The organism is uncultured Maricaulis sp., assembly GCF_947259345.1.
In the GTDB taxonomy this organism is placed as follows: domain Bacteria; phylum Pseudomonadota; class Alphaproteobacteria; order Caulobacterales; family Maricaulaceae; genus Maricaulis.
Genome location: NZ_CAMYLS010000004.1, coordinates 52,765 through 71,291 on the forward strand (window position 1 = coordinate 52,765; position 18,527 = coordinate 71,291).

Consider the following 18,527-nt stretch of genomic DNA (forward strand, 5'->3'; position numbering starts at 1 on the left):
CGTCCTCACGTCTGTGGTTTGATGACTTCTACGTCGCAGAACTCGCTCGGATGGCAAAACTCTTCGCGGAACCAAGGGTGGAGTCTACGGTTGAACAGTTCTGCAATCCAGTCGGCAACGCACTTTATTCTCGATATTCCAAGACTGCCTGGTGAATTCTTGAGCCAGAAACGGACGTCTTGATGAAAGTCATAGTCAAGAACAACCAGCTCATCCGGATACAAGGAGGCCAGATAGGTTGGTGCCATGGCAATTCCACCTCCATGGCGAATGGTTTCAAATAGCACCGAACTGATGTCCGCAGTGAAGGAATATCTTACAACCTCATCCGTTGCTGTGGCCTTTCGCTGCCACAGGTGGAGTGAGGGGTCGTACTGTTCCAGCCTCAAGAATCGCAGTGTCAGAACGTCTTCCAAGGAGCGTGGGGCGCCATAGGTCGCGATAAACTCACGTGACGCCATGGGCATGTAGTGGATGCTTCCCAGGGCTCGGGCCTCGGTATCCATTGATTTGTCCGGCGTGAAGGTCAGGCTCAGGGCTGCGGCCGTATCGCCCGCGGGCACTGAACGGTCATTGATCAATTTGAGGACGATTTCCGGATTAACGCGTTGGAACTCCGGGATATGGCGGGCCAGCCAATAGGTCGCCAGCCCATCGGGAACACGCAGGGAAACCTGCCCCGCAAGGCTGCGATCCATGCCCGCGATTTCGGTCTCAAGCCGCTGCGCGGAACGCTGCATGGTCACCGCGTAATCCAGCGCTGCTGCGCCGGCCCGGGTCAGGACGACACCGTCCGCACGCCGCTCGATCAACTGCGATGAGAGCCGACTTTCCAATTGGCGCATTCGCTTGGAAACCGTGGATTGCTGACACCCCAGCACGGTCGCCGCCGCGCTCATGGAGCCGGTCGTGGCGACGGCATGGAAGATCTGCAGGTCGTCCCAGTCGAAGACGTTGCGACGAAGATCGCTATCCAAGTTAAGACTACCCCCTATTCCAACTTCGCCGAAGAAGAAGTAGCTCGCCGGTGTTAACGAAGAATTAACTACATGGCGGAGTGTGCGTAATGGTGAGTGAAGGGCAGCGTCTCAGCGCCGCGAAGACAGGGTTCGAGTTTCCCCTCGAGCGGCTTGACCAGGCCTTTGGGTCCTTGGATTTCAAGCCTGTTAAGCTGTCCGAGATCGACGAGTTCCATGCCCTGGCCAACGATCTGATCGATGGCGAGATCGCCAGTGCGCAGGATATCGGCCGGGTTCAGGAATGGACCCGTCGCTCGCTCCACATGCGTCGCTGGAATGGCAGGCCTGACGGTTTCGTTGCCTCAATCCCGCTTAGCGAATCCGGCGTTTCCGCACTCCTCAGGGGCGAATTCGGTTTCGCGAATGCGCGTCGTGAGTGGGTATGCGGGCTCGAGGAAAGGGCGGCGGCGCTCCTGTCATGGGGTCTGGCAGGCCGGACGCCACATGCGCAAGCCGCCGCCTTGCGGGCGCTCCTGGTCGGTTGGCGCGGCTTCTATGACGATGTTCGTGTCTATGCGCGGGCGCGGACGACCGAGGGTAAGGCGCTGATGCGGCGCTTGAATTTTGAGATTTGTGCTTATCCGGACGGTGAAAGCCCGCTCTATGGCAGCACCGGCTTCCCGAAGAAGCTCGGCGACATGCTGTTAAAGCGGACCGTTCTCGGCGAATGGGAGGCTGCTTCGTGAAAAACGCGATACCCGATAGTCTGGAAGTGACCATCGCGCGCTCGCTCGACCAGGTGGTCATGGCGATGACCTTGCGCGGGGTCATCTATCTCGGCGAGCAATTCGCACCCTATGCCGAAGAGTATGACGGCAATGACTTTGTGGGGGCGGCGCATCTGATAGCCTGGCGCGGAAAGGAACCGGTCGGTGTCCTGCGCCTGCGCTTCTTTGCCGATTTCGCCAAGGTCGAGCGCGCCGCTGTCCTGCGACAGTATCGACGCTTCGGCGTCATGCGGGTGCTGATGCAGGAAGCCCAGCGTTACTCCGCGCGTCGCGGTTACAAGAAAATGCTCGGCCATGCCCAGCTCAATCGCGTGAAATACTGGCGGACCCACGGCTTCCGGATCCGGGCCGAGCGTCCCGAGTTCGGCTTCTCTGACTACAAATATGTCGAGATCGAGCGCGATCTGGTTCCGCCGGCCAATGCCATCACCATGAACACAGATCCCATGGTGGTCATCCGTCCCGATGGAGAATGGGACCGCCCGGGGCCATTTGACCTTTCGCTTGCGCGGATGCAAGAGGAAGAGGACGCGCGCAAGCCCGAGGAGGCCGCATGACCTTTGCCGATCCCTGCCTGATCCTGCTGGACTGTCAGCGCGACCAGGTGACCGGACCAAACGGAAAGGTCGATCCCGACAATCAGGCCGTGATTGATCGTATTGGTGACTTGCTGCGTCATGCCCGCCAATCGGGATGGCGTGTCTGTCATTGCCAGTTCCAGGGCGAGGGATCAGCCGCCGGGCGCGCGCCGATCGACGGATTGCGGCCGACGGCCCAGGAGGCTGTTTTCAAACGTCGCGGCCTCTCGGCCTTCTCCGACCCGTTCTTCCACCAGGTATTGGCGCGCAGCGCCGGGTCGAGCGCACTGCTCGTCGGCTTTTCAGCGCCTTTCTCAATCCTGGCGACGGTTTTCGACGATGCCAATCGCGACAAGACCCTGACCGTTGTTCCCGAAGCGGTTGGTGCGCTGGCGGTCGAGCCTCGCGATGTCGCCGAGACCCGCTCCATGGCGTTTGATCTGGTTTCGCGTATGGCGCCGACCATGAGCTGGGATCGCCTGACCCAAGGCTGGTCGAGCGAGATGCCGGCGGTCTGACTACGGTCACCGAATACCGAGGCTGGTTCACAAGTGAGTGATGCGGCGGTTTCCTGTTCGAATTCATGAGAAATCTGCCCACTCCGGACTTTAAATCCGGAACCGGCTTTCTACATGTGGACTCGTAGCGGATAACGGCCGGTGCGGCTTTCCCCCAGCCAGCCAGGCCGAACCCGCTAGCGATGAACAGGCCTCTAAGTGCGTCCCCCCAGCCTGCCTATGAGGTCTGCCAGGCGCCGTCGGGTTCCCCTGTCCCTACCCGACGGCGCCGTTATCGCTACCTTTTCCAGCCCTGACAAAAAGAATGGCACGTTTGCGTTTTCAACGGCGTAGGCGGGTTGCGTGCATCTCAAACAGGACTAGGGTCGGTGCACAAACACAACAGTCCAGGGAGCGCCACATGGGGGCGGTCGTCGGAGTCGCGCACGCTTACAGCCGCGCAGATTTCATGGAGGCGGCGCGGAAGCGCTGGCTCGAGCTTTTCGGCGCCGAATGCGGTGAGACCGGAAACTCTTTCTTCTCACAGATTTACGATGACGCACTTGCCGAGGATCTAGAGCGGGTTGGTCCGGCAGATCTCGCCGCACTGAGTCTGGATTTCTGGCAATTCGGCGCGACAAGGCCCGGCGACGACATTCTCGTCCGCATGAGAACCGCGACCCATGCGGATGGCACCGACCTGCCGCGTGACGTGCTGGAAATCATCGGGCGCGACCGACCTTTCATCGTCGACTCGGTGATGGGGGAGGTCGGGGCGCAGGGCCATGACATCACCGCGATGTTCCACCCGATTGTTCAGGTTCGCCGGGATAATAGTGGTGCGCGAGTCCCGGAAGGCGGTCGTTGCCTCGCCGAGTCCATGATCCAGGTACATCTTCCGCCGCTGGACGAATTGTCACGCCGCACTCTGATCGAGGGCGTTACCGCGACTCTGGATGATGTCCGCGTTGCCGTTGAGGACTGGACCGACATGCGGGCCCAGATGGATGATGCCATCGCTCACCTCGCAGGTGCGCGAACCCATGCGTCACCAGACGAGCTGGCCGAGGCCATGGAATTCCTGCGTTGGCTGCGGGACGACCATTTCGCCTTCCTGGGCTGCCGGGTCTATGATTTCGAAGTCGATGATGACGGCTCGATGGCGCAGCGCCATCCGCGGGTCCGACCGGAAACCGGGCGCGGCGTACTGCGCGATCCCGATCGCCATGTCCTCCGCAAGGGATCCGAACCCGCCGTCCTGACGCCGGCCATCGAAACCTTCCTGCGAGAACCCACCCCGCTGATCGTGGCGAAGGCCAATATGAAGTCGCGCGTCCATCGCCGCGTCTACATGGATTATATCGGTGTCAAACGGTATCGCGAGGATGGCGCCGTCATCGGCGAGGCCCGCTTTGTTGGCCTGTTTACCGCGGAAGCCTATGACCAGAGCGCTAGTGCCGTACCGCTGATCCGGCGCAAGGTGCGCCGCGTGCTGGAACGCGCCGGCAAGACGCCGGGCACGCACTCGGCCAAGAAGCTGCGCAATACCGTCGAGAATTTCCCGCGCGATGAACTCTTCCAGATGGACGAGAATGATCTGCTGGAAATCTCCCTGGGTATTCTGCACCTGCATGACCGCCCGCGAACAAAGCTCTTTATCCGGCGTGACCAGTTTGACCGGTTCGTCTCGGCCCTGCTCTTTGTCCCGCGTGACCGCTATAACTCAAAGGTCCGCGAACAGGCCGGCGAATTGATCCGCGAAGCCTTTGGTGGCCGCCTCTCTGCCTTTTACCCACAATTCGGCGACAGCTCGCTGGCGCGTGTCCATTACATTATCGGCCTCAACCCGTTTGATCACCCGGAACCGGATACGGCGGAGCTCGAACGCAAGGTCGGTCGCCTGGCCCGCACCTGGGAAGACGATCTGGAAACCCATGTCCGCCGCAATGCCCCGGAAAAGATCCGGATGCGGATGGGCGCCTATCAGGACGCCTTCAAGGCCGGGTATCGCGAACTCTATGATCCGGAGGAGGCGCTCGCCGATGTCCTCAAGATGGAATCGCTTGAGGGGTCGGAAAAGGTCGCCGTGCGCGTCTATCGCGAGGCGGATGACAACGAGACGGACTTGCGCCTGAAGATCTATCGTGTCGGTCGGCCGGTATCGCTGTCGCGTGTCATGCCTGTGCTGGAAAATCTCGGCCTTTATGTGGTGCAGGAGACCGGATTTCCGGTGGATCGCCGCGGTGCTGATGGCGAGGCATTCGACCGGGCCCACGTCCATGATTTCGAGATGAAATCTGACGCGCTCAAGGGCCGCGACCTGGCGGAGTTGGCTCCCAGCCTCGAAGAGGCGCTGATGGCAGTCGCCGATGGCCGGGCCGAGGATGACGGCTTCAACCGCCTCATCGTCGAGATCGGCGTGACCTGGCGTGAGGCCGCTTTCCTGCGGACTTGCGCCCGCTATCGCCAGCAGACCGGTCTCGACCCATCACAAGCGATCCAGGAAGAGGCGCTGGCCGCCTATCCGGGGATTGCGCGCGGATTGCTGGAACTGGCACGGGTCAAATTCGATCCCGATTTCACCGACGACCAGAAAGTAAGGTCGGATGCGGTCTGGGATGTTTCGGATTCGCTGCGCAAACAGCTCGATGATGTTGCCAGCCTCGACCACGACCGAGCTCTCCGGCGCATTTTTCACCTGATAGAAGCGACGCTGCGGACGAATTTTTATCAGAAGGGCGAGGACGGTCAGCCGAAATCCCGCATCGCGATCAAGATCGCCAGCGAGTTGCTGGAAGAATTGCCGCTGCCCAAGCCTTATCGAGAAATCTTCGTCTGGTCGCCGGATGTCGAGGGTGTCCACCTTCGCTTCGGCCCGGTCGCCCGTGGCGGCCTGCGCTGGTCTGACCGCCGCGACGATTTCCGAACGGAAGTGCTGGGTCTGGTCAAGGCCCAACAGGTCAAGAATGCGGTCATCGTCCCGGTCGGGTCCAAGGGGGGATTCTATCCGAAATCCCTGCCCCGAAACGGTTCGCGCGAAGACGTGTTTGAAGCCGGTCGCGAAGCCTACAAGACCTTTATTCGCGGTCTGCTCGACCTGACCGACAATATTGTCGACGATGTCGTCATCCATCCGGACGGCACCGCGTGCTGGGATGATGACGATCCCTATCTGGTTGTCGCGGCCGACAAGGGGACGGCGACTTTCTCGGACACGGCCAATGGTCTCGCCACGGACGAGTTCGATTTCTGGCTCGGCGACGCTTTCGCGTCCGGCGGTTCGGCCGGCTATGACCACAAGAAGATGGGCATTACGGCGCGGGGCGCCTGGGAATCGGTGAAGCGCCACTTCCGTGAGATGGGCAAGGACATTCAATCTGAACCCTTCACGGTGATCGGCGTCGGTGACATGTCTGGCGATGTCTTTGGCAATGGCATGCTCTTGTCGAAACAGATCCGCCTGGTCGCGGCCTTTGATCACCGGGACATTTTCATCGATCCCGATCCGGGCGATCCGGAGACGATGTGGGAAGAGCGCAAGCGATTGTTCGACCTGCCGAGAACCTCCTGGCAGGACTATGACAAGTCCCTCATTTCCAAGGGTGGCGGAATCTTTGCCCGGTCGGCGAAGTCGATCCAGTTGAGCGCCGAGATCAAGGCACTCGCCGGTTTGACCAAGGATAGTGTCAGCCCGATCGAACTCATAAACGCCCTGCTGAAGGCCGACGTCGAGCTGATGTGGTTCGGCGGTATCGGCACTTATGCCAAAGCCACCTTCGAGCAGCATTGGGAAGTCGGCGACAAGACGAATGACGGCTTGCGGGTGAATGCCAATGAAGTGCGGGCCAAGGTTATTGGCGAAGGCGCCAATCTGGGTTTCACCCAGGCGGCACGCATTGAATATGGCCGTCATGGCGGGCGAGCCAATGCCGACTTCATCGACAACTCGGCCGGCGTCGACAGTTCCGACCATGAGGTCAATATCAAGATCCTCCTGCGCCCGATGGTCCGCAATGGCGATATGAGCCGCGACGCGCGCGACAAATTGCTGGAATCGATGACGGATGACGTCGCGACCCATGTCTTGCGTCACAATTACGATCAGTCCCTGGCGATCTCGCTGGCCGAGCACACCTCGGCAGCGGACCTGGATGCGCATGAGCGCTTCATGGCGCGTCTCGAGGAGTTGGGTCAGCTGGACCGCGAAGTAGAGGGATTGCCCTCGGTCGAGCAGGTACGTGGCCTGAAGGCGCGGGAACAGGGCCTGACCCGGCCAGAGCTTGCCGTGCTCAACTCCTACGCCAAGATTACCCTGTTTGATCAGCTGGTGGCGTCCGACGTGCCGGATGACCCGCATTTCAGGTCCATGTTGGTCGGATACTTCCCCAAGGGTTTGCATGACTACCGCGACGCGATGGAGGGACATCGCTTGCGTCGGGAAATCATCTCGACCGTCCTGGCCAACGAGATGATCAATCTGGGTGGACCGACTTTCATCCACCGCGCCATCGATTCCACGACCGCGGCAGTGCCTGCTATCGCCCGGGCGTTCGAAGCCGGTCGCCAGATCTTCGGTTTTGCCGAGATAACCAAGGCGATCAATGCGCTAGACAACAAGGCGCCGGCCGCAGTCCAGGTTCAGCTGCACGAGGAAATCATCCGCCTTCTGCGCCGCCAAACCTATTGGCTGGTCCGTCGTGGTCGCAATCAGAAATCTTCGGGTCCGGATTCCATTACCGAAGTGATCGAGGCCTATCAGCCCGGTGTCCAGAAGCTGCGGTCCATGGTGCACGAGATCATCTCGACGCATGAACGTCGCGGCGTGAAGGCGCGCCAGAAGCGCTTCATCGAGGCCGGTGCCCCTGACGATATCGCGCTCGCTGTTGCCGAGCTGCGTCCGTTGACGTCCTCGACGGATGTGATCGACATGGCGATGGGGTCTGACTGGCCGCTTGCCTCGACCGCATATATTTACCACGCGGTTGGCGCACGCTTTAAGTTCGACCGTTTGCGCGGCCTCGGTCAGGAAGTCTCCTCTGAACTGCATTGGGACCGTTTGGCCGTGCGGCGTCTCATGGAAGATTTCTACGCCAGCCAGCAAGCCTTTACCGCCTCGGCGATGCAGTTTGCCGTCCAGGCAGGCGGATCGTTGGCGTCCGGCGTCGAGGAGCCATCACGCGAATGGGCCGACGCACTGGTCGAAGCGTGGAACACAATCAATGAGGAAGAGGCGGGTCGCGTCGACTCGGTTCAGCGGCAGCTCGATGAATCCGGCAGCTGGACCCTGTCCAAACTGGCCATTGCCTCGACCCAGCTCGGTGAGATGGCGGCCGTTGTTCAGCCGTGATCGGCGAAGGCTTCCTCCAGCCATAAAATGATGCGGGCGCGTGCTCTTTGAGCCGCGCCCGCATCGTATCTCATTCGCGGATCCGGCGGACCGTTGCGCTCGTCGAACGCGTGGGTCACTTCAGGCCAGTATTCATAACCAAAGCGCCGCCCCGACTCGGCCGCCCGAATGACCAGACGCTGACAATCGCGCGCGGGCGCCACAACGTCACGTCCACCAAGAATGACATAGAGCGGAATTCCCGCACCAAACTCCCCTCCGTCGGCGCGGACAGGAAATCCGCAATACGGATATAACCCGATCGCCGCCCGAACGCCTGGTAGGGCGCGGTCCGGCTGGGGCGAGAGCGATGGCGCGGCGCGGCCCTCGGCGGCATAGGCGAGGGCTTCCAGCAGTGTCCAGCCGCCATGACTCCAGCCGATCAGGGCCAGGCGATCCGCATCGATGCCGGGCGTTTCGGATGCAATCGCGATCGCGGCGGGGATGTCGGCGGCGCGCTCCTGTCCCCATAAGCGCTGGGCGGTACAGACCTGCGTCATGGCGGCGAAGCGCCCGATTCCGCGTGCGCTGTTGGAATCGACGAGCACAACCCCATAACCTGCCGCCAGGAGCGCGGCTGCATAGTCTTCCTGCACACTCCTCTGACCGCCGCATCCGTGCAGGAAGATCGCCGCCGGTACCGGTCCATCGGCCATGGCTGGCAGCCGGATCTCGACGTGGTTACGCAGGAGCGCGGCCTGCGCGTCCAGCGTGCGCTCGGGTACGGACCATCCGGTGAAATTTCCGATCGCGCAGGCTCCGAGCCCGGCCACAAGGACGAACAGGGCGATGAGGAGCAGGCGAGCAGGTAGGGGCCAAGACATGCCTGCACAGTGAAGCCATTGCGCCCTGTCGCGCAATGCTTCGTTGATTCACTTGCGACGCGCCTTAGTGGCGGAAGTGACGCATCCCGGTGAAGACCATGGCCACGCCCGCTTCGTTGGCAGCCGCGATGACCTCTTCGTCCCGGATCGAGCCACCCGGCTGAATGACCGCTGTGGCACCCGCTTCCACCGCGGCATGCAGTCCGTCAGCGAAGGGGAAGAAGGCATCGGACGCACACACCGACCCCTGGGTCCTCGGTTCGTCCCAGCCATTCTCGGCAGCTGTCGCTTCAGCCTTGCGAACTGCCAGGCGGGCGGCCTCCAGGCGGCTGGTCTGACCCATGCCAATCCCGGCTGTCGACCCATTGCGAGCATACACAATCGCATTGGACTTCACGTGTTTGACGACTTTCCAGCCAAACAGGAGATCAGCCAGCTCAGCGTCGGTCGGCGCGCGCTCGGTCACGACTTTGAGGTCATCTGTGCCAATCATGCCGGTATCGCGCTCCTGAACGAGCAGGCCGCCAGCGACCGTTTTGGTCAGCCAACCGCCCTGGGCCGGATCCGGCATGCCGCCGGTCAGCAAAACCCGCAGATTGGATTTGGCCGAAAGGACCGCCAATGCATCCTCGTCTGCATCCGGTGCGATAACGACTTCGGTGAAAATCTTAACAAGCTCGCCGGCGGTATCGGCGTCGAGAGTCCGATTCATCGCAACGATTCCGCCAAAGGCTGAAATCGGATCGGCGGCGAAAGCTCTCTCATAGGCGACCGCCAGATCGTCATGCAGCGCAACGCCGCAAGGATTGGCGTGTTTGACGATGACCACGGCAGCCTTGTCATCGGATGCGAACTCGCCGGCCAGCTCGAAGGCGGCGTCCGCGTCGGCCAGATTGTTATAGCTCAGCGCCTTGCCCTGGACCTGGCGACCGGTTGCGATACCCGGCCGGTTCTCGGCGCTGGTGTAGAAGGCCGCATTCTGGTGCGGGTTCTCGCCGTAGCGCAGCGCTTGGGTCAGCGCCCCACCGAAAGCCCGATAGGCCGGGGCCGGGTCTTCCAGAGCATCCGCAAACCAGGCCGAAATCGCGGCATCATAGGCTGCGGTGCGAGCATAGGCCTTGGCAGCCAGCGCCTTCCGGAGATCAAGGCTGGAATGGCCGTCAAACTGAGCCATCTCGCCCAGGACGCGATCGACATCCTCGCCATCGCAACAGACATTCACCCAGGCATGGTTCTTGGCTGCAGCGCGAATCATCGCCGGTCCACCGATGTCGATATTCTCCACACAATCCGCATACTCCGCGCCCTTGGCGACGGTTTCCTCGAACGGGTAGAGATTGACATAAAGCAGGTCGATATAGGGGATGCCGTGCTCGCTCATCGCGGCGCGGTCATCACCATTATCGCGACGACCCAGTAATCCGCCATGCACACGCGGGTGCAGGGTCTTGAGACGGCCGTCCATCATTTCCGGAAAATCCGTGACCTCCGAGACGTCCTTCGCAGGAATGCCGGCATCCTTGAGAGCGCTCAGCGTGCCCCCTGTGGACAGGATTTCGACGCCAGCATCGGCGAGCTGGCGCCCGCGCTCGACAAGACCGGATTTGTCGGAGACTGAAATCAGGGCGCGGCGGACGGGGGCGTGGTCATGGTCGGACATGGAATGGTCTCCATTGCTTCATGCCGTTGATCCGCGGCGAGGTATCACGGCGGGCCATCAAGTCAATCTTCCTGGGCCGACGGGCGCAAATCGCACAGCGCCTCCAGTGCAGCGGATGCGCCGGGTGCATCGCCATTGCTGGCGGCCGTTACGACGGCATCCAGGCCAGCGCTGACCGCGTCCGCGTCGAGCTCTGGCCCGGTGACCGCCCAGACCCCATCTATCGACGTTTCTATCGTGCTTTCAAAATCATAGACCAGACGTTCATGACGTTTCTCGCCTGGACGAAGCCCTACGACGCGGATCGCGCCCGGCGCGTCAGGGTCGCGACCCCGCAGGCGCAGGAGCTGGCGGGCGAGCCGCATGATCAAGACGGGGCGACCCATGTCGAGAACGTAGAGGGCGCCATTGAGCGCCGGATCGGCCGCCGTTTGCGCCGCGGCGTCGAGCACCAGGCCCGAGGCTTCCTCGACAGTCATGAAATAGCGTGTGGCTTCCGGGTCAGTGACGGTAACCGCTTCGCCGGCCTCGATCTGCCGCTCGAAGAGCGGAACGACGGAGCCGGTGGATCCAAGCACATTGCCGAACCGGACCACGCAGACGCGTGTCTCGTCCGATTTTGCCGCCGCGGCGCGGGCATAGAGCTCGGCGGCACGCTTGGTCGCGCCCATGACATTTCCGGGATTGACCGCCTTGTCGGTTGAGATCAGGGCAACGACGCGGGCACCGTGGCTCTGGGACATCTCAATCGTGTTGACCGTACCGATGATATTCGTTCGCGCCGCTTCGCCCGGATTCTGTTCACTCATCGGCACATGTTTGAGTGCGGCCGCATGTAGTACGACGTCAGGCTTCTCCTCCCGAAACACCATGTCGAGACGTTCACGGTCGCGAATATCGCCCAGTACGGCACGCCAGGCCGTGTCGGGGTGATGCTTGGCGAACTCCAGATCGATTTCATAGAGATTGGCTTCTGACGCATCAAACAGGACAAGCTTTTCCGGGTTCAATGTCGCGGCCAGCCGGGAAAGTTGGGACCCGATCGTCCCGCCAGCGCCGGTGATCAGGACGCGGCGGCCCTCGATCAACGGGCGGGCAGGGGAGAGATTGGGCGCGCGCGGCGGGCGATTGAGCAGGTCAGCCGCTTCGATCGGTGAAAAGGCCTCGCGTCCATCGCTCGGTCGCGCGCGAGACAGCTTTGCGCCGGTTTGAGAGACGATGCGGATGAGCTGGTTGACCGTGTCGGCGTTCGGATGAGCCCCGGCCAGCACGACGCGTGGCGGGTCTTTCTCGACTTCGCACAGGCGCTTCAGCGCGGCCGGCAAGGCTTCAAGTCCTCCCAAGACCGGAATGCCGCGAATGGCATGTCCGGTCAGGCTTGCCCCAGGTTCGATCAGGCCCTTTGTTCGGAAAGGAGCCGAACCATTGCGGCGGCCGAGATCGCGCAGGGCGTCATCAAGCTCCAGATCGGACCCGACGAGGATGGCGGTCGGTTTGGAGCGGTCCTCGATCTGCAAGGCACCGCGCAATCCCTGCGTCCGCAAAGCTGCGACAGACAGGCGCGCGGCGAGCAGGATGAACAGGAGGATCGGCATCTCCAGCAGGATGGATGTCCGCGGGAAGCCGTCGAGCCGGTTGATCAGGAAGAGAATTGGCAGAAAGACCAAATTGGCCAGGACGATGGCGCGCACGATGCGGGCAGCGTCATTGAGGGCGGTATAGCGCCAGAGCCCTCGATGCAGGCCCTCGATCGGAAAAATGATGGCGCAGGCCAGCGCGAAGACGGCGACCGATTGCAGCATGACATCATCAGGCGCCGGACCGGGTTCGAACCGATAGCGCAGCAGCACGGCGGCCCACATGGACACCGCTCCGGCCGCGAGGTCGAACAGGGCCACGGCCACCATCGACATCTGACTGCGAATCGACGTTGCGCCCCGCGCCTTTGACGGCGGCTGGCTCATCCGGTTTCCCCCTGTGTGCCGCCGACCTGGCCCAGGCGCTGAAACGCCCAGCGCACCCGGTTTGGCGGCCTGTCTCCGGCCCCGAAGGGCTCAGCTTCTCCCTGTATTACTATCTGCGTGGCGCGTTGTGGAGGCGCACCGGCAGCAAGATAGACAGAGCGTTCCAGCCGGATCGGACCACCATCGGTCCGGAAGCGCCAGCCATCGCCGTCGGGTTGCACCAGCAAGGCGCTCATACTGTCACGCGACAGCGAGGCCCGGACATCGGGGTGGAGGTGGAAGCGGATGGCGAAACGAAAGCGCACATCAATATCCTCCGGCGGGCCATCGGAGACTGGCCGGAACAAGGCATCCTCGCCGCGCAAGTCTCCTCCGTCGGCGGCCAGGAAAACGCGGCGTCGATGGGACAGGCCATAGTCGGCGCGATAGCCCTCATGGATGCCCTCAAGCCAGACCCCCATGTCTTCTTCATTGCGGCGGGCTGTGACGGGGCCGGGTGCCGAGATCAGGCGTGGGCCCAGCAGGCCACGCTTCCAGCCCGGTGCAAAGAGCCGAGCCGATGAGGTTTCCTCGAGCGTCAGCGTGGAGTGGGCCGCCGTGGCCCGCACCGCCTCGCGCCAGCTTGACGGCTGGTCATCATGCCAGCCGCAATTGACGACCAGCCGTCCGCCGCTCGTGCACAATTCAAAGGCCAGCGCGCTGGCATGCGCACTCGTGCTGAGGGTCCCGCGCGGTGCCTTGCCGACATCCAGCAAGATGGTGGCGCCCCCCGCCTCGGCGCGGTGATAGCCGGAATGGGGCGCGAAGCCGAAGGGCTTCGCTCCAGTCTCGTCACGTGAGAGGGCCATTCTGAGGGCGCCATGATCACATTCGCCACCGCCATGGAAACTGGCCAGTCCGCCATCGCTCATGCGGAAAAAGCGCGACATCGGGGCAAGCCGGTCGATCGCCCGAACGATCTCGCGTGGGAATTCGACGCCCGCGGCTTCGGCGACATCGCGCAGCGCGATGAGATCGATCAGCGCCTCCGTGCCGGCCCGAGGCGAGCGCGAGACATGGCCGCCATCAGGCAGGATCTGGCGTTTGACCTCTTTCTCCAGCGCTGTGAAGCCGGCCTTTTGCAGGCCCGTCTGATTGGGCACGCACAAGCCGACAAGGCTGAGAGCGATGGCGCAGCGCAGGCGGATGGCGCCATCATGGGCCAGTGGAATGGTGCGTTCGAGGTATCGCGCCTGGCGAAGCAGGCTGCGCAGGCGGGCATTGCGTCCCTTCCTGTCACTCTCGTCCGTCTCGAACAGGGTGTCGCCTGCTCGCATCCAGTTGATCAGTCGAGCCGACAACACGCCGTGGCTCCAGGCAAAGCCATTCCATCGCCCGAAGGCGCGAATCCAGCTGTCGACCAGCGCGCGGGCGGCCGTGGCGGCGACGGCCTCACTCCCACTCTCTTCATCGGCCTGATCCTGATCGCTTGAATCCTGCGATTCCGGTGACGGCGCCGTGATCACATCCCGCAGCCAGCCAAAGCCGTGCAGGCGACGCGCAAAGGCGCGGGTCGGGGCTGGCCGGAGCCAGATATTGTCATTCTCTGGGTCGACGGACAGCAATTCGCCGGCGAGCTGGAACCGCCCAGCCAGGATTTCAGCCCCCCGGTCCGGACGGCAAGCGTAGAAGTCTTCCGGGAACGGCCCGATGTCTGAGGGCAAGCTCCCCAGATCACGAAGGTTCGAGAACAGACCGATCGAGTGGAGCGTCGAGGAGGCCTCGCGCCGCGCCGAGTCGATTATCGCACTGGCATAGTCGGACAGACGCACCGCGCGGGCCATGATATCAGCGACGCAGGGCTAAGATATTGTCGCGATAGGCGTCCGGCCCGCCCTTGAAGACAGCTGAGCCGGCGACTAGCGCCGTGGCGCCAGCATTGACGCAATCCCGGGCGGTTTGCGGATTGACGCCGCCATCCACTTCAATCTTCGTCGCCAGACCGCGTTGATCAATGCGCGTTTTGAGGGCTTCGATCTTTCTGAGCTGGCTGGTGATGAAGCTCTGTCCGCCAAAGCCGGGATTGACGCTCATGACCAGAACGAGGTCGAGCTCGTCCAGCACATAGTCAATCACCTCGACAGGCGTTGAAGGGTTCAGCGCGGCGCCGGCCTTGGCGCCGGTCGCCTTGATGGTCTGGACCGTGCGATGGAAATGTGGCCCGGCTTCGGGATGGGCCGTGATTATATCAGCGCCGGCGTCGGCAAAGTCCTTAATGAAAGGATCGACCGGCGTGATCATCAGATGCACGTCGAAGGGCTTTTTGCTGTGCGGACGCAGGGCTTTGATGACCGCCGGCCCAATCGTGAGATTGGGCACGAAATGCCCGTCCATCACATCGATATGGATCCAGTCAGCTCCGGCCTCGTCAATGGCCCGAACCTCTTCACCCAGCTTGGCGAAATCCGCCGAGAGGATGGACGGAGAAATGATCACAGGAGCGCCCATATCGATCCGATAACAGTGGCGCCAGACCCGCGCAAGTCGCATGCGGCGGGCCGGGCTGGTTTTGGTCCTATCCGGCGCGTTTGACGAACCGGGCGATAAAGAAGCCGTCCATGCCGCCCTGTTCGGCCCAGAGGGCCGGTGTCAGGCGCACCCAGCCGGCCGGGGTGACGGCCGATTCCAGACCCGACATTTCCTCGGCCCTGATCGGCGACTCCTTGAGCTGCCTGTTGCGGCCCACGACACGCCCGGCGAGGGCCTCTCCCTCCTCCGGCTGCAGCGAACAGGTACACAGGACAAGCTGTCCGCCCGGTTTGAGCATGTCGGCGGCAGCCTTGATCATTTCGTCCTGTAGCCGGGCCATGCGCGGTGTGTCGTCGGCCTGCTTGATCCAGCCGGCTTCCGGATGGCGCCGAAGCGTGCCCGTGGCGGTGCAGGGCGCGTCCAGCAGGACTGCATCGGCACGCTGGGGCGGCATGAATTCGCGGGCATCACCGGCGACCAGTTGAGCGCTCAGCCCGGTCCGGTCGAGATTCTCCCGGACACGCTGCAGCCGCTTTTCCGACAGGTCCAGCGCCGTCACGTCGGCACCGGTCGCGGCCAGCTGCAGGGTCTTGCCGCCTGGGGCCGCGCACAGGTCGATGGCGTGTTTCCCGGGACCAAGATCGAGCAGGGTGGCAGGAATGGCGGCTGCGGCGTCCTGGGCCCACCAGGCGCCCTCTTCATAACCGGGCAGCGCACGGACATCGCCGACGACATTCCGGCGCAAGCTGCCATTTGGCAGGATTTGCGCCTCCAGTTTCTCTGCCCAGACTTCGGCTTCGGCCGGATTGCGCAGGGTCAGATCGAGTGGCGGCGGCGTCATGATGGCGTTGGCGATGCGGCTCAGCGTGCCCGGGCCATAGGCCGCCTTCCAGCTGTCGCGCAGCCATTCCGGCAGATTGTCGCGTGGCAGCGTCTGCTTGACGAGGCTTGCGCCTTCCCGGTCGATGCGCCGCAGGACCGCGTTGATCAGGCCCTTCATGCGCTGGGCATCCGGGCGTTCCTGGGCCAGGTCCACGGTCGAGGAAACGACTGCGTGTGGCGCTCCGTCCATCCACAGGAGCTGGGTGGCGCCGGTTACGAGCAGAGCTTCGGCCCCTTTCGAGGTTTCGTCCAGCGGGCGCGACAACAGCGTGTTGAGTACGGTGCGGGTCTGGCCCAGTCGCCGGAACGTGGTGGCCGTGATCGCCCGGGCGAAAGCCCGGTCGCGATCGCTCATGGCGTTGAAATCGGGCGTGTGTTCCAGCGCGGCCTCGAGGGTCCGGCGCTGTTTCACCACAGCAAGATAGGCAAGGGCCGCGGCGCGGCGTGGGGCAAGTCCGTCACTCATGGCGCGGAGCTAGCACGCGGGCCGCGCCCCGTCGATCACTGGCTGCGGCGGCCTCAGCCCCAGGGACCGCGTTGCGACCAGGGTCCGGGTTGGACGGTGGCACTCGCGCCCGCCATGCGACGCAGGCGGTCGATCCGGTTGGCGGTGTCCGGATGGGTCGAGAAAAGATTGTCCATCCGCTGCCCGTTGAGCGGGTTGATGATAAACATGTGGGCGGTCGCCGGATTGCGTTCCGCGCCTGCATTCAACGTCTGCCGGGCCGAGCGTTCGATCTTTTCGAGGGCCCCGGCCAGTGCCATCGGGTCTCCGGCGATCTCGGCACCGACGCGGTCAGCCTCGTACTCGCGGGCCCGGCTGATGGCGCTCTGGACCACCATCGCTGCCATGGGTGCGAAGATCATCAAGGCCAGCGATCCGAGCAGGCCGGCGCGATTATTGCCGCCGAAGAAGATGGCGAAATTGGCGAGCATGCCGATCGCCCCGGCCAGGGTGGCGGTGATGGTCATGGTCAGCGTGTCGCGGTTTTTCACATGCGCCAGCTCGTGCGCCATCACGCCCTGGATCTCGGTCCGGGAGAGGCGTTGCAGCAGACCCGTGGTCGCCGCGACCGCTGCGTGGGACGGATCGCGCCCGGTGGCGAAGGCGTTGGGCTGGTCGCTCTCGATCACGAAAACCCGCGGAATGGGCAGGTCCGCGCGACGGGCCAGAAACTCGACATCGCTGGCATATTGACGCAGGGCCGGGTGGGTTTCGTCAGGGCCGATCTCGCGCGCACCATGCATGCGAAGCACCATGTCGGAGGAGTTCCACCAAGCGAACAAATTCATGGCTGCAGCGATGATCAGGGCCAGCATGGCACCGGCGGCGCCACCGAGCAGGAAGCCGATCCCCATGAAAAGCGCGGTCATGCCGGCGAGGAGGAAGAAGGTTCGAAGTGTGTTTGCTGTCATTGTCCTGGCCTGGTTGTCTTGGCGAGCTGCGGCTCCCGGATTATCTAGATGGGATGACCCAGAATGATCAGCAAGGCGGGAACGGCACCGCGTCCATCCCGTCATCCACCTCCGAGCACGCATCCGCACGCAAGCCACTCAGCCCGGCGGCCGAACGGGCCCTGGCCGAAGCGGCTGCGCGGCGCAAGGCAGCCGAGCGTGCTGAAAAGAGTGAGGCACCAGCAGAGCTGGGTGGCCGCAAGGGCCCTGAACCCACCCGTTTCGGGGATTGGGAAAAGAAGGGCATTATCTGTGACTTCTGAAGCCGGGCCTGAACGACCCTACGAGATTGCGGTCCATCCCGATCGCGAATTCTTCGAGCTTGTCTGGCGCGGCCAGGTCGGGCTGGAGACTATTCGCGCCGCCTATGCAGAGGTGGCCGCGCATCCGGACTGGAAGCCTCATTTCAATCGGCTGGTTGTTTACACGGCAGATGCCGAAATCGGTGATGTCGAGTTCGCCGACCTCAATTCCATAAAGGCGGCGCTTGCGAGCTGGCAGGCGGATCATGCGCCCGGCCAGCATCTGTTCGGAGCAAATGTTGTCGAAACCGATTTTTTCGACGCGCTTGGCGCGGTCTGGGAGACCCTTTCCAAGGACAACGAGACCCTGACGGTGCGTATCTTCAAAGCGCGCGATGCGGCCGTGGACTGGCTCGACGCCGTTCGCGGAAGCGCCTGACGCGTGAGGCCGACGGATCCGGCTTCGCCTCTCCGGTGCAGACACTTATCGGTCAGGTGATCACCTGCTAGTGTCCCGGAATGAAACACGGGACCTGCTTATTCGCCGTCGCCATGACCGCTATGGCGCTTGGCGCGGCTGCCGCCGCAGCGCAATCAGCGCCGGTCCGCGATTGCTCGCCGGAGGATATCCGCCAGGCCCTGGCCGGCGACTATGCCGGTCCGCCCTGTCGTTTTACCGAGATGCCCGCCGACGCCTCGCCGCAACTGGCGGGCGCCCGACCTGCCGATCAGGCTCGCCCGGCGCCTGGCCGCCCGCAGCCCCGCCGCATGCCGCAACCGCGTC

Annotated in this window: 14 protein-coding genes and 1 pseudogene; 7 read left to right on the forward strand and 8 right to left on the reverse strand. The window is 63.0% G+C overall.

What is annotated here, in order from left to right; translation table 11 throughout:
- Positions 1–5: 5 nt before the first annotated feature.
- Positions 6–977: a LysR family transcriptional regulator gene (locus Q0X62_RS01720; protein WP_297730934.1), complete on the reverse strand. Its 972-nt coding sequence runs from the start codon at positions 975–977 to the stop codon at positions 6–8.
- Positions 978–1,066: 89 nt separating this feature from the next.
- Here Q0X62_RS01720 and Q0X62_RS01725 point away from each other — a divergent pair, with 89 nt between their 5' ends.
- The 4 genes from Q0X62_RS01725 (at position 1,067) to Q0X62_RS01740 (ending at position 8,169) form a co-directional block, all read left to right on the forward strand.
- The gene (locus Q0X62_RS01725; RefSeq protein ID WP_297730936.1) at positions 1,067–1,705 is read left to right on the forward strand and encodes a hypothetical protein; all 639 of its coding nucleotides are present in this window, start codon (positions 1,067–1,069) and stop codon (positions 1,703–1,705) included.
- A complete protein-coding gene (locus Q0X62_RS01730) occupies positions 1,702–2,304 on the forward strand; it encodes a GNAT family N-acetyltransferase (RefSeq protein WP_297730938.1) in 603 nt (200 codons plus the stop codon). The genes Q0X62_RS01725 and Q0X62_RS01730 overlap by 4 nt, the downstream gene beginning before the upstream one ends.
- On the forward strand, positions 2,301–2,843 hold the full coding sequence (locus Q0X62_RS01735) for a cysteine hydrolase (protein WP_297730940.1): 543 nt from the start codon (positions 2,301–2,303) through the stop codon (positions 2,841–2,843). Before Q0X62_RS01730 ends, Q0X62_RS01735 begins: the two co-directional genes overlap by 4 nt.
- Positions 2,844–3,243: 400 nt before the next feature.
- On the forward strand, positions 3,244–8,169 hold the full coding sequence (locus Q0X62_RS01740; protein WP_297730942.1) for an NAD-glutamate dehydrogenase: 4,926 nt from the start codon (positions 3,244–3,246) through the stop codon (positions 8,167–8,169).
- On the opposite strand, the gene Q0X62_RS01745 is transcribed toward Q0X62_RS01740, so the two are convergent.
- The 7 genes from Q0X62_RS01745 to htpX form a co-directional block, all read right to left on the reverse strand.
- Complete coding sequence (locus Q0X62_RS01745; RefSeq protein WP_297730944.1) at positions 8,160–9,032, reverse strand: dienelactone hydrolase family protein; 873 nt, start codon at positions 9,030–9,032, stop codon at positions 8,160–8,162. The genes Q0X62_RS01740 and Q0X62_RS01745 overlap by 10 nt on opposite strands.
- Positions 9,033–9,096: 64 nt before the next feature.
- Entirely contained in the window at positions 9,097–10,692 is a 1,596-nt protein-coding gene (gene purH, locus Q0X62_RS01750) for a bifunctional phosphoribosylaminoimidazolecarboxamide formyltransferase/IMP cyclohydrolase (protein ID WP_297730946.1), read from the reverse strand.
- Between the two features lie 62 nt (positions 10,693–10,754).
- Positions 10,755–12,656 (reverse strand): polysaccharide biosynthesis protein, encoded by a 1,902-nt coding sequence (locus Q0X62_RS01755; RefSeq protein WP_297730949.1) that lies wholly within the window; start codon positions 12,654–12,656, stop codon positions 10,755–10,757.
- The gene (locus tag Q0X62_RS01760) at positions 12,653–14,479 is read right to left on the reverse strand and encodes a heparinase II/III family protein (RefSeq protein ID WP_297730951.1); all 1,827 of its coding nucleotides are present in this window, start codon (positions 14,477–14,479) and stop codon (positions 12,653–12,655) included. The genes Q0X62_RS01755 and Q0X62_RS01760 overlap by 4 nt, the downstream gene beginning before the upstream one ends.
- A gap of 4 nt (positions 14,480–14,483) precedes the next feature.
- Entirely contained in the window at positions 14,484–15,143 is a 660-nt protein-coding gene (gene rpe / locus Q0X62_RS01765; protein ID WP_297730953.1) for a ribulose-phosphate 3-epimerase, read from the reverse strand.
- A 67-nt stretch (positions 15,144–15,210) separates the two neighbouring features.
- A complete protein-coding gene (locus Q0X62_RS01770; RefSeq protein ID WP_297730954.1) occupies positions 15,211–16,512 on the reverse strand; it encodes a transcription antitermination factor NusB in 1,302 nt (433 codons plus the stop codon).
- A 53-nt stretch (positions 16,513–16,565) separates the two neighbouring features.
- Entirely contained in the window at positions 16,566–17,462 is an 897-nt protein-coding gene (htpX, locus tag Q0X62_RS01775; protein ID WP_297730956.1) for a zinc metalloprotease HtpX, read from the reverse strand.
- Between the two features lie 53 nt (positions 17,463–17,515).
- Here htpX and Q0X62_RS01780 point away from each other — a divergent pair, with 53 nt between their 5' ends.
- The 3 genes and pseudogenes from Q0X62_RS01780 to Q0X62_RS01790 all read left to right on the forward strand — a co-directional run.
- The gene (locus Q0X62_RS01780) at positions 17,516–17,764 is read left to right on the forward strand and encodes a DUF1674 domain-containing protein (protein ID WP_297730959.1); all 249 of its coding nucleotides are present in this window, start codon (positions 17,516–17,518) and stop codon (positions 17,762–17,764) included.
- Entirely contained in the window at positions 17,754–18,182 is a 429-nt protein-coding gene (locus Q0X62_RS01785; RefSeq protein ID WP_297730961.1) for a hypothetical protein, read from the forward strand. Before Q0X62_RS01780 ends, Q0X62_RS01785 begins: the two co-directional genes overlap by 11 nt.
- Positions 18,183–18,262: 80 nt before the next feature.
- A pseudogene (locus Q0X62_RS01790) lies at positions 18,263–18,527 on the forward strand (hypothetical protein); the annotation flags it as partial.